This window comes from Colwellia sp. BRX8-7 (genome assembly GCF_014077275.1).
Taxonomy (GTDB): Bacteria; Pseudomonadota; Gammaproteobacteria; order Enterobacterales; family Alteromonadaceae; genus Colwellia_A.
In genome coordinates this window covers 1-477 of record NZ_JACGVP010000094.1, presented here as the reverse complement: position 1 = coordinate 477, position 477 = coordinate 1, and the positions used below count along the sequence as shown (strand labels likewise).

Here is a 477-nt window from a genome sequence, read left to right as displayed (position 1 = left end):
GGCGTTATATGGCAAGGCTATGATTGAGTATATTCGAACAATTAGGCAGGAACGCAAATCGCTATCGAAAAATCTCAGGACTGTTACTGATATTTTAGGAGTCTCAAGCATTATTTGTGGTGGGTTCTTGTTTATTAAATTGTTTTCTTTAGTCGTGAATTCTCCATCTGGTGATTTTGTCCTTAATTTAAAAGAATTTAGTGATATATTATTTTGGCTTGTATATATATGCTGCATTGTGATTTTTTATAGTATAGGGCAATTTATAGTTTTAGGTTTTACTACCTCTATTCTATGTATTTTGGGTAAGCTCACAATCAAAGAGTCACTTAGATATACCTTTTATTATCGTTTACCAATAAGTTGGTTAGGCAAGTAGCCATATAACAAGTTACTCAAACGGACGCTAAACAGTTGGCTAGCACTCGTTCCTCGTACATTTTAGCCAACAATTTCGCGCCGCTTAGTAAGGCGTTA

General features: G+C 34.8%; 1 protein-coding gene. It reads left to right on the top strand.

The window, feature by feature from the left end; translation table 11 throughout:
• On the top strand, positions 1–379 hold a 379-nt coding region (locus H4J57_RS19870; protein WP_220470344.1), incomplete at its 5' end, for a hypothetical protein.
• Positions 380–477 lie beyond the last annotated feature (98 nt).